Annotated in this window: 13 protein-coding genes; 8 read left to right on the forward strand and 5 right to left on the reverse strand. The window is 65.8% G+C overall.

Going from position 1 to position 10,851, the window contains the following annotated elements:
- The first annotated feature begins 172 nt into the window (after positions 1–172).
- The 4 genes from dnaB (at position 173) to CV023_RS11390 (ending at position 3,353) form a co-directional block, all read left to right on the forward strand.
- Positions 173–1,510: a replicative DNA helicase gene (gene dnaB, locus CV023_RS11375; protein WP_230745770.1), complete on the forward strand. Its 1,338-nt coding sequence runs from the start codon at positions 173–175 to the stop codon at positions 1,508–1,510.
- 32 nt (positions 1,511–1,542) lie between these two features.
- A complete protein-coding gene (locus tag CV023_RS11380; RefSeq protein ID WP_230745771.1) occupies positions 1,543–2,178 on the forward strand; it encodes a hypothetical protein in 636 nt (211 codons plus the stop codon).
- A gap of 90 nt (positions 2,179–2,268) precedes the next feature.
- The gene (cmtR, locus tag CV023_RS11385; protein ID WP_230745772.1) at positions 2,269–2,628 is read left to right on the forward strand and encodes a Cd(II)/Pb(II)-sensing metalloregulatory transcriptional regulator CmtR; all 360 of its coding nucleotides are present in this window, start codon (positions 2,269–2,271) and stop codon (positions 2,626–2,628) included.
- On the forward strand, positions 2,625–3,353 hold the full coding sequence (locus tag CV023_RS11390; RefSeq protein ID WP_230745774.1) for a cation transporter: 729 nt from the start codon (positions 2,625–2,627) through the stop codon (positions 3,351–3,353). Before cmtR ends, CV023_RS11390 begins: the two co-directional genes overlap by 4 nt.
- A gap of 45 nt (positions 3,354–3,398) precedes the next feature.
- On the opposite strand, the gene CV023_RS11395 is transcribed toward CV023_RS11390, so the two are convergent.
- Positions 3,399–4,607 carry a winged helix DNA-binding domain-containing protein gene (locus CV023_RS11395; RefSeq protein WP_230745776.1) on the reverse strand — a complete coding sequence of 403 codons (1,209 nt, stop codon included), beginning with the start codon at positions 4,605–4,607 and terminating at the stop codon, positions 3,399–3,401.
- A 44-nt stretch (positions 4,608–4,651) separates the two neighbouring features.
- Here CV023_RS11395 and CV023_RS11400 point away from each other — a divergent pair, with 44 nt between their 5' ends.
- A complete protein-coding gene (locus CV023_RS11400) occupies positions 4,652–5,581 on the forward strand; it encodes a LysR family transcriptional regulator (RefSeq protein ID WP_230745777.1) in 930 nt (309 codons plus the stop codon).
- 21 nt (positions 5,582–5,602) lie between these two features.
- Here the strand turns inward: CV023_RS11400 and CV023_RS11405 are convergent, their stop codons facing one another.
- Entirely contained in the window at positions 5,603–6,133 is a 531-nt protein-coding gene (locus tag CV023_RS11405; RefSeq protein WP_230745779.1) for a GNAT family N-acetyltransferase, read from the reverse strand.
- 154 nt (positions 6,134–6,287) lie between these two features.
- On the opposite strand from CV023_RS11405, the gene CV023_RS11410 reads away from it, so the two are divergent.
- Positions 6,288–6,791 carry an SRPBCC family protein gene (locus tag CV023_RS11410; RefSeq protein WP_230745781.1) on the forward strand — a complete coding sequence of 168 codons (504 nt, stop codon included), beginning with the start codon at positions 6,288–6,290 and terminating at the stop codon, positions 6,789–6,791.
- A 228-nt stretch (positions 6,792–7,019) separates the two neighbouring features.
- The gene (locus CV023_RS11415) at positions 7,020–7,418 is read left to right on the forward strand and encodes an acyl-CoA thioesterase (protein ID WP_230745870.1); all 399 of its coding nucleotides are present in this window, start codon (positions 7,020–7,022) and stop codon (positions 7,416–7,418) included.
- Here CV023_RS11415 and CV023_RS11420 read toward each other — a convergent pair.
- From CV023_RS11420 to CV023_RS11430, 3 genes are read right to left on the reverse strand one after another with little or no spacing between them, the layout of a single operon-like run.
- Positions 7,378–8,058: a DUF4166 domain-containing protein gene (locus CV023_RS11420; RefSeq protein ID WP_230745783.1), complete on the reverse strand. Its 681-nt coding sequence runs from the start codon at positions 8,056–8,058 to the stop codon at positions 7,378–7,380. The two genes, CV023_RS11415 and CV023_RS11420, sit on opposite strands and share 41 nt — an antisense overlap.
- A 40-nt stretch (positions 8,059–8,098) precedes the next feature.
- A complete protein-coding gene (locus CV023_RS11425) occupies positions 8,099–9,325 on the reverse strand; it encodes an amidohydrolase (RefSeq protein ID WP_230745784.1) in 1,227 nt (408 codons plus the stop codon).
- Between the two features lie 59 nt (positions 9,326–9,384).
- Positions 9,385–10,011, reverse strand: coding sequence for an HAD family hydrolase (locus CV023_RS11430; RefSeq protein ID WP_230745786.1), 627 nt, complete (start codon positions 10,009–10,011; stop codon positions 9,385–9,387).
- 189 nt (positions 10,012–10,200) lie between these two features.
- On the opposite strand from CV023_RS11430, the gene CV023_RS11435 reads away from it, so the two are divergent.
- On the forward strand, positions 10,201–10,845 hold the full coding sequence (locus CV023_RS11435) for a GNAT family N-acetyltransferase (RefSeq protein ID WP_230745788.1): 645 nt from the start codon (positions 10,201–10,203) through the stop codon (positions 10,843–10,845).
- Positions 10,846–10,851: the final 6 nt, after the last annotated feature.

The raw sequence follows: 10,851 nt of genomic DNA on the forward strand, positions 1-10,851 counted from the left end.
GGATCCGATGACCGAGGAGCTCCTCGGTCATGTCATGGGCGCGTCCTAGCATGGTGCTCGAGGGGCCATCGAAGGCACACTCCGAGGCCGGGTACAGTTGGAGGGCGCCGCCGCCGGGCACCTGCCCGGGCCGCAGTCGAGGGGCCGACCAGCTTGAGGAAGAGGAAGACGAGTGAGCAACGACCAGGGGTATGACGGCCTGAGAACTCCGCCGCAGGATGTCGAGGCGGAGCAGAGCGTGCTCGGTGCGATGCTGCTGTCGAAGGATGCGATCGCCGACTGCGTCGAGACGATGAGCGGCGACGACTTCTACAAGCCCGCTCACGAGACCATCTACGAGGCCGTCCTCGACCTCTATTCGAAGGGTGAGCCCGCCGATTCGGTGACGGTGGCGAACTATCTGACGAAGACCGGCGACCTCTCCCGCGTCGGCGGAGCCGCCTACCTGCACACCCTCATCTCCTCGGTGCCCACGGCCGCCAACGCCGGCTACTACGCCGCGATCGTCAGCGAGCAGGCGGTGCTGCGCCGCCTCGTCGAGGCCGGCACCCGCATCGTGCAGATGGGCTACGACGCCGAGGGCGACACCGACGACGTCGTCAACCTCGCGCAGTCCGAGATCTACAAGGTGACCGAGCGCCACACCACCGAGGACTACGTCATCCTCTCCGACATCCTCGGCGAGGTGGCCCAGGAGATCGAGCGCAACGGCGACACCGACGGACAGACCGCCGGTGTGCCGACCGGTTTCACCGAATTCGACCTGCTCACCAACGGTCTGCACCCGGGCACGATGATCGTCATCGCCGCCCGCCCCGGTGTCGGCAAGTCGACGCTGGCCCTGGACTTCATGCGCTCGGCGGCGATCCATCACGGACAGGCGGCCGTGTTCTTCTCCTTGGAGATGGGCAAGAACGAGCTCGTCATGCGCTTGCTCTCGGCGGAATCGGAGATTCCCCTGCAGAACCTGCGCCGAGGCGAACTCAGCCCCCATGACTGGACCACCCTGGCCGCGACGGAGTCCCGGATCAATGACGCCCCGCTGTTCGTCGACGACTCCCCGAACATGGCGCTGACCGAGATCCGTGCGAAGTGCCGGCGGCTCAAGCAGCAGCATGATCTCAAGATGGTCTGCGTCGACTACCTGCAGCTGATGAGCTCGGGCAAGCGCGTGGAGTCGCGTCAGCAGGAGGTCTCCGAGTTCTCGCGGTCGCTCAAGCTGCTGGCCAAAGAGCTCGAAGTCCCGGTCATCGCGCTCTCGCAGCTCAACCGAGGCAGCGAGCAGAGGACGGACAAGAGGCCGATGATCTCGGACCTGCGCGAATCCGGATCGATCGAGCAGGACGCGGACATGGTCCTCCTCATCCACCGTGAGGACATGTACGACAAGGAGCACGAACGCGCTGGCGAAGCCGACATCATCGTCGCCAAGCACCGTGCCGGTCCGACGGCCGACATCTCCGTGGCGTTCCAGGGCGCGAAGTCCCGGTTCGTCAACATGCCGCAGTAAGGTTCAAGAGTCGTCGACCGATGGGAGCATCTATGCCACCGAGCAAAGCGCGCAGTCTGCTGACGCTGCTGATCATGGTGGCGGTGGTGTTCATCGGCTTCGCAGTGGCATTCGCCGTGACCTACCTGTGGCCTTCGCTGCTCTTGGCGGGCATCATCATCGCCTGCTGCGCGTTCATCGTGGCTCTCATCGGCGTGTACAAGGCGATGGGCCGCAGATGGCCGCTGTGGCTGGTCGGACCCGCCGTCGCGATCGCCGGCATCGGGACGATCATGCTCGCCGAAGACCTTGCTCTGGCCAAGGTCGGTGAGCTCACCGAAGTCGTCGTCGTCGACCACACCGTCAAGCACGAAACCGTTCACGATTCCACCGATCCGAGCCGAGACGTCTACACGCACGAGTACACCCTGGAGAAGACCGACGGAACACCGGTCGACCAGCCGATGATCTACCGCGGCAAAGACGGCTTCGACGATATCGACGAGGGCGACACGATCACGGTGATGATCGACCCCGAGGGAAATGCCCCCACCGAGCCCGCCGACCAGGTGGACCTGCCCGCCGATATCGGCATTCTCATCGTCGGTTCGGTGCTGAGCATCGGAGCCTTCGGCGTGTGCGTCCTCGTGGCGGCACTGAGATCGCGGGAACCCCAGCGGGTGCGGTAGCCCCGAGGCGACTTCCACCCTGTCCTCAGCTTCGAACCCCGAACTCGGACCCGCCTTCTCATAGTTCAGTGAACACTGTATGGTCAGTGTATGCTGACTATCGCTTCGAGGCTCGATGCTATGAATCGACTCGGTCGCGCCATGGCCGATTCCACCCGATCGCGTATCCTCCTCTCCCTCCTCGACGAACCCGGCTACCCGGCCCAACTGGCCAGAGACCTGGAGCTGACCAGGACGAATGTTTCGAACCATCTGGCCTGCCTGCGCGGATGCGGCATCATCGTCGCTGAACCCGAAGGACGACAGACCCGCTATGAGATCGCCGACCCCCACCTGGCAGCGGCACTCAATGCCCTCGTAGAGGTGACCTTGGCCGTCGATGAGAACGTCGAGTGCCTCGACCCGGACTGCGCGGTCGAAGGGTGCTGCGAGAACTCGGTGACCCGATGACGGCGACCGACGTGAACCCGACCTCGAAGGCGGTCCGGCCATTGCCGAGCTCGGCGCGGGCGGCGACTCTGCGACGACGGGTCCGGATCATCGTCGCGATCACGATCACCTGGAACGTCATCGAAGCCGTGGTCGCGATCGCCGCGGGAGGAGCAGCCTCCTCGGCGGCCCTCATCGGCTTCGGTCTCGATTCGATCGTCGAGGTCCTCTCCGCCGCGGCCGTGGCCTGGCAGTTCGCGGCCCCGAACCCGGAACTCCGAGAGAAGACGGCCCTGCGGGTGATCGCCGTGTCCTTCTTCGCTCTCGCCGCATACGTCGGCCTTGACGCCGTGCTGTCTCTCACCGGCCTGCGGGATCCCGAACACTCCACCGTCGGCATCGTCATCGCAGCCCTCAGCCTGCTCGTCATGCCTTTCCTCAGCTGGTTCGAACGGCGCACCGGACGCGAACTCGGATCCGCCTCGGCGGTGGCGGACTCTAAACAGACCCTCATCTGCACCTACCTCAGTGCCGCCCTGCTCGTCGGGCTGCTGCTCAATAGCCTGCTCGGTTGGGCATGGGCAGATTCCCTCGCGGCCTTGGTCATCGCGGTCTTCGCGGTGCGGGAAGGCCTCGAAGCCTGGCGGGGCGATGCCTGCTGCGCGGCTCCGGTCGCCGTGCTCACGGGAGAGCGCGAAGCCGAGTCGTGCTCCTGCGCCGATGAGGAGGCGTGCCGCTGCGGCTGAGTTACTGGGGTGAGGGCACTCGCTGAGTATTCTCAGGGCAGGGGATCAGTCGTCGAACTCCACGTCGACTCGTCGCGCCTGGCGCAGGGCACCGATCGCCTCCGCCTCGGCGGTCAAGGCCTTCTTCTCTTTCGTGTGCACCGTGTCGAACAGTGAGATCGTGACGGTGAAGTTCGAGTTTTTCTTCCGCCCTCGCCAGGTTCCGGCGATCCTCCCGTCGACGAGCACCGCTCCGGGTTCGCCGACGGTCTTCCACACCGTGGAGTGATGAACTTTGTCGACGATCGTCTCCCGGTCCCTCATCTGCGTATACGGGTCTCGGGGTGGCAACAGACGGACTCCCCGTGGCATCTGCGCGGAATGGAGAGCATTGACATCCTCGGTGAGCATCCACGTCTTCCGCCCGAATCGGATCTCGGTCAACTCACCCTCGAGCAGGTCCCACCAGGCCGCAGCCTCGGTGGAGCGAATCCCGAGCCAGGCAGCGAAATCCGCCCGTGTCGAAGGCCCATAGCAGTGCAGGTAGCGACACAGCAGGTCCGCACGGGCGGCGTCGATCGTCGATGGGTCGAGGTCCGTTTGGCGCGATTTCTTCGGCCGGTCCAACCACTCATCGACGAGCACGAACGGTGCCGTGTTCCCGTCCCGGGGAGCGAAGCAGAGAATCTGGCGCAGCGTGAGAATCCGAATGCAGAAATGCACGGCTCCCTCGCCGAGGCTCTGATTCTTTGCGTACGGCCCCTCCTTTACCCAGATCTTCCGCTGCCCGACGGTCAGCGAGTCCGCCATCGCGCGGGCGAGCTCCTCGCCGAGTTCGGTGATGGTCATTCGTTGACCGCGGAGGATCCCGTCGATCGCCTCCTCCGCGGAGTTGACGAGTTCACCGAGCTCCACACCGAGATCGTCAACGGACTGCTCGACGCCGAGGACGAAGTGACGCAGCGACTTCTCGGTTCTCGGGAGCACACCTGCGGTGAAGAGATCCAGGTCCGAGGCGGGGAAATAGAAGGGCGCACCGCGCATGCACCAGCTCTGCAGGAGGGTCCTTTCTTCGGCCACGGCCGAGTCGAGCCTTTCGCGGGACATTCCCTCCACTCGGGCGTACAGGGCGGTCAGACCGGAACCCGGCGGGCTGTTCTGGATCCCGCACGCGCCGGCGGCCCTGAGGAGGTCCCGCTCACCCAGTCGGCCGTCGAGGTGATGTGATGCGAGCCGAAAGGCGATGACCTCGTCCCTGGCAGCGGTTTCATCCATACACCGAGACTAACTTCCCATCCGGCCTGCGTACCATTGCTGACATGGACACCACGCCCAACGACCTGCTGGTGCTGCTCACCGTCTCCCGCTCCGCCAAGTTCGCCATCGCCGCGCACACCCTCGGGGTCAATCACACGACGATCTCGCGGCGCATCGCCGCGCTCGAGAAGGCCCTGGGCGGACGTGTGCTCTCCCGTTCGGCCGAAGGATGGGAGCTGACCGACCTGGGCGCCGAGGCGGTCCGAGTGGCCGAACAGGTCGAAAGCGCCGTGCGCGGCCTCGGTGATTCTGGGCAGGCACCCGACTCGGTGACGGGAGTGGTGCGGATGACGGCGACCGACGGGTTCAGCGCCTATGTCGCCTCCCCGGCCGTGTCCAAGCTGCGCAGGACTCACTCGGGCCTGAGCGTGGAGATCGTCACGGTCACCCGCCGCGCTCTCCAGCAGCGTTCGGGACTCGACATCGAAGTCGTCGTCGGCGAACCCCAAGTCCACCGCGCCGAAGCGTTCAGACTCGCCGAGTACGAACTGGGCATGTACGCCTCGCGAGACTACCTCGCCGCCAACGGCACCCCGGCCACGGTCGACGAACTCATCGAACATCAGCTCGTGTACTTCGTCGATTCGATGCTCCAGGTCGACGACCTCGATGCGCCCCGCCGCCTGGTACCGGGCATGAAGGACGGTCTGACCTCGACGAACGTCTTCGTCCACGTGGAGGCCACGCGGGCGGGCGCCGGAATCGGATTCCTCCCGTGCTTCATGGCCGACCTCCACCCCGACCTCGTGCGACTGTTCCCCGCCGAGCTCTCCGAAAGACTCCCGTACTGGCTGGTGCTGCGCCCCGACTCCCTGCGCCGCCCCGCTGTCGCGGCCGTCGTCCAGGCGCTGCGGGAAGAGGCGGTCGCCCACCAGGAAGCGCTGTTGGGCAGAGGAGGAACCTCGGGAACCACGGCGGAGGATCAGAAGTGAGCCGATTCCTTGGTCAATTCCTCAGCCGATTCCGCAAACGCTGACGTCGTCGCTGCCGAGATCCATGGCGAAGACGATGTGGACGGGTGAATCGTGCCGCAGGGACGTATCAAGGCGCATGCCGACCTTCTCGGCCACCCGCTGGGACGGCGTGTTCTCGCAGTGGATGACCGAGACGAGCTGCTTCCCAAGACCGTGTGAACGGGCGTGATCGCGGCAGGCCAGAGCCGCCTCGGTGGCATAGCCCTGCCCCTGAGCCGAGGACTTCACGTGGTAGCCGAGCTCAAGATGAGGAGCACCGTTGACCTTCTGCCAGGTGAGTCCGCAGTCGCCGATGAACTCGCGCTCGTGCGTCTCCACGGCCCACAGCCCGAAGCCGTGTTCGGCATAGTTGGCCAGATTCCATTCGATCCACGCGGCCGCCTCGGCGCGGGTCTTGGGTGCGGGGTAGTGCATCATCACCGTCGGATCGCCCAGCATGGCCGCCATCTCATCGAGGTCGTCGGCCCCGAGCTCCCGCAGGCGCAGGCGGCGTGTTTGAATGGTGGTCACACGCCCAGCCTAACTCCGGGCCCGCAGCGTGTCGGCGTCACGAGTCGGGACTGCATCGAACCGGCGTTACGACTCGGGCCTGCACCGAACCGGCGTCACGAGTCGGCAGACGACCAGGCGAGGCACAGGGCTCACACCGATCGAAGGGACGACGATGGCACGGACCATGCAGGTCAACGACAGCATCGAGATCAAGGCCGACGCCGAGGTGATCTGGTCCCAGGTCGCCGACCCGACGCAGATGCCCCGGTGGAGTCCCGAGAACACCGGCGCAGGCACGACGGCGATCGGCCGACCTCTGCAGGTCGGCGAGGTGTTCGACGGCACCAATCGGCGCGGCCGAGCCACCTGGGTGACCGAATGCGTGGTCACCGATTCGACTCCGGGCCGGCGCTTCGCGTTCACCGTGCGCAAGATCGGACCGCGCTCGCCGTCGCTCGAGGGCGCCAATGCCAGCTGGTCGTATGACTTCGAGGACCTGGGCGGATCAACCAGGGTCACCGAGACCTGGCACGACGACCGACAGGCATGGCCGGGTTGGGCAGCCTGGGTCTTCGACCGCATCGTCACCAAAGGCCGGTCCTTCGCTGACTTCCAGCGGCTGAACATCCGTAAGACCCTGACGACGATGAAAGACGATTTCGAAGGGCGTCGCTAGCCGACGAGCAGCGCCGAGTCCGTGCCGACGCCGAGGTGGGACCGCGGTTCGTCCGACGCCGAGGTGGTTCCCCGATACCCGGGATGATCCGCAATATCGGCGGAACTCGACGGAAACGAGGGCGAAACATCCCCTGGCTACGCTGAGCTCATGCCTGAACTGACGCTGGGAAGCGAACACCATGAGAAGCCCGCGAAACCACAGAGTGCCGGTCGCCTCGGCGATGGGATGAACTTCTATACGCGCAAATGGGTGCGGCCCGAGGATCTCAACGCCAACGGCTCCCTCTTCGGCGGCAGCCTGCTGAGGTGGATCGACGAGGAGGCCGCGATCTACGCGATCATCCAACTCGGCAACCCCCGCGTCGTGACCAAGCTGATCTCCGAGATCGAATTCGAGGCCTCGGCACGGGAAGGCGACCTCATCGAAATGGGTCTCGTCGCCACCCGATTCGGTCGAACTTCGCTGACGATGCGGGCGCGGGTGCGCAATATGATCACCCGCAAGTCCATTCTGAGCATCGACCAGCTCGTCTTCGTCGGGGTCGACGAGACGGGAACTCCCATCCCGCACGGCTACTCCACGATTACCTATGACCGTGATCGGATGTCCCTGCCTCCGGCCTGATCTCATAGGTGAACCAGCCGCGGTACTCATAGACCCGCCCGAGTACCGGCATGTCCACGGTGAGCTCGATGCGCTGCCGCTCTTCGCCGTCATCGAAGCGCTCGCTCAACCTGATGCCGGGACGAAGCGGGCCGGGAACGGGAAGACGGAGACGTCCGAGCCGCAGGATCACCTCGGCGCTGCTCAGGCTCAGGTGATCCTTCGTCACCGCCACGTCGAAGCTCGCCTCGACGAGAGCAGGCCGACCGAGCACATCGACGACGCGACCGCCGCGCCCCAGATGGACGGCATCGCGCATCGACCAGCTGCGTCCGCCCAGATCAAGGGTCCTCGTGGCGGTCTGCTCTCCATCGACGGTCCGGTTCTCGACCCGGAACGGAACCTGTCGATGCATGCCGGGAGCGATCACATGAGCGCGACCCAGAACCGCCAACGCCGGCCACAGCCACCGATGGCGGGTCCCGAAGCACTCGAACACGCCCTCGCCGATTCCGACCGATCCGGCGGGAACGGCTGCGAAGTACCTCTGCAGCACCGGGTGAAGTCGCGATCTCCGCGCTCCGAGCGCACGCTCGTAGGGGGATTCGAGCGCTCGTTCGTCCGGGGGTTCGAGCGTCCACTCGTCCGGGGATTCGGTCATGACCTCGGCACCTCGCTTACACCGATCAGGCTCCCACCGATCAGGTGCGCCCCAGATACGACAGGGCGGCGACGACCTGGGCCTTGGTCGCAAGTTCGAGGGTCGGATCGATCACCGGGGCGAACTGCGGGGAATGGTTGGCGGGGATGTCCGTGAGCACGGTTCCCGCCTCCTCGGCCGCCCGATACTTCTCGGGATCGGCCGAGCCGACGAACCAGTAGACATAGGGAACGCCGAAGGCGTCCGGGATCTCACTGAAGTCCTCCGAGGCGGTCGCCGGGCTGGCCTGCCGGACCACCTCGGCGCCGAAGCAGTCGGTGAACGCAGCGGTCACGGTGTCAGTGGACTCGGGCGGGTTGTCGGTCAGCGGGAACTGATCGTAGTACTCGAAACTCGGGTCTCGTGGGGATCCGGCGGCCGCACACTCGCCGCGCACGATCCGTTCGATGGAGGCGATGATCCGCTCCCGGACGGCGGTGTCGTAGGTGCGCAGGTTGAGCAGAAGCTGGGCTCGATCCGGGATGATGTTCGACTTCGTTCCCGAGTTCGACGCCCCGACCGTGACCACCGCGAACTCACCCGGTTCGGTCTCGCGGGAGACGATGGTCTGCAGACGCAGCACGATCGTCGCGGCGAGCACCACCGGATCCACCGACAGGTGCGGCATCGACCCATGGGCGCCGCGGCCGAACACGGTGATCCTGACCGAATCCCCGGCCGAGAGCACCGGTCCGGACGCGGTTTGGATCTGACCGGCGGGCTGGGGCATCACGTGCTGGGCGAAGGCGATATCGGGTTTCGGCACCTTCGCAGTCAGGCCGTCGTCGATCATCGCGCGTGCCCCGGCGGCGTTCTCCTCGGCCGGCTGGAACAGGGCGATGTAGGTGCCCGACCAGGCGTCGCGGTTCTCATTGAGCAGCCGGACGGCGCCGAGGAGGGCGGTGATGTGCATATCGTGCCCGCAGGCATGCATGACGCCCTCGATCGTGGAGGCATAGTCGAGGCCGGTGTCCTCGGAGACGGGTAGGGCGTCGATGTCCGCACGGGCCAGCACCGTCGATCCGGGCCCGTTCTCGATCACGGCGACGAGTCCGGTCTCGGAGATGTGCTGGACACTCAGGTTCATGTTCTCCAACTCCGAGGCGATCCGCTGTACCGTTGCGTTCTCGTCGAGGCTGACCTCCGGGTGGCGATGGAAGTCCTTGTAGAGCTCACGCTGCCAGTCCGATTGCGAGTCGAAGCGCTCCAGGAATGCTGCTGTCGTCAATGGTCCTCCTCTGGTTCGACCGCGGGTGGGAACTCCAGGCGCGGATGGGTCCTACGCTATCAATCGTCGAGCAGCCCGAGCCGGACGAGATCCTGGCGCAGTGACTCCGCATCGGTGAACACGAGGCCTAGAAATCCGAGTCGGTTCGCGGCCTCGATGTTCGCAGGCAGGTCGTCGACGAAGACGGTGCGGGCGGGATCGAGTCCGAAGCGATCGGCGAGGACGTGGAAGATCGCCGGATCGGGTTTGATGAGCTTCTCCCGACCCGAGACGACCACGTCCTCGAGTTCGCTGATCGCCGGCGCCGCCGCGGGTGCATGGTGGAAGGTCTCGGCCGCCCAGTTCGAGAGTCCGAGCAGCCTCGTGCCGGACTCCTTGAGTTCGGCGACGACCTCGGCCATGCCGTCGATCGGACCGGTCAGGGACTTCGCGAAGTTCTCGTAGTACAGGGAGACGATCTCGCCGTGCCGAGGATCGGTCTCCGCGGCCCGGGCGACCACCTCGGCGACGGGGACGCCGGAATCGGATGCGGAGTTCAGGGCCGCGAAATCGGCCTCGGCGGCGAAGGCATTCCACTCCTCCCGGCTCATCCGATCGGCCAGGGGCAGGGCCTGATCCCAGCCGATGAGGACATTGCCGAGGTCGAAGACGACGGTCGTGGGTTGCGGAATTTCGGTCTGCGGCATTGCGGCACCACCTTCGGCTGGATTCTGATTCGGACTCCTACGCTACAGACACTTCGCCGGCGATGCGCACGGCGCTCGCCGCACAGCGGAGTCGCACGGCGCTCGCGGCACGGCGTTCGTCACGCAGCGGGAGTCGCTGCGTGGTGCGCACCCATTGTGGAAACGCCCGAGCGCGCTTAGGTTGGAGGCATGTTGGACTATGCGCCGCTGCAGATCCGCGTGAAGACACCGCGACTCGAGCTCGTCGGCGCCGGCGATGACATGCTCGAACAGCTCATCCCGCTGGTCCGCGAAGGCAAGGCCTTCGCCGAGCCCGCCCCCTACGACGACCCGATGTCCTTCTACGAGTCCGATCCGGAGACCCGCGTGAACAGCTGGCTGCAAGGAGTCTGGCGGGCTCGCGGTCGGTTCACGCCGTCCGAATTCCGTCTCGGCTTCGCCGTGCTCGTCGATGGCCGCGCGGTCGGGATGCAGGACCTCATCGCGGAGAAGTTCGACACCTGCGCCACGGTCCTCTCCTTCTCCTGGCTCTCGACCGATGTGCGCGGCCGCGGTCTCGGCACCGAGATGCGCAGCGCCATGCTGCACCTGGCCTTCGCCGGTCTCGACGCGCGGGAGGCCGCATCCGATGCGTTCACGGCCAACATCGGCTCGAACCGGGTATCCGAATCCCTCGGGTACGAACCCAACGGCGTGGAATGGGACACCCGCCGAGGTGACCCCGCCCTGCTGCAGAGATGGCGCCTGACCCGTCAGGCCTGGCAACGCCGCCGCCGTGACGATATCGAACTCAGCGGAGTCGAGGAGTTCCGGGAGATGCTCGCGGCCCAGTGATTGCGG

Origin of the sequence: Brevibacterium sp. CCUG 69071 (assembly GCF_021023135.1) — a bacterium.
Classification (GTDB): Bacteria; Actinomycetota; Actinomycetes; order Actinomycetales; family Brevibacteriaceae; genus Brevibacterium.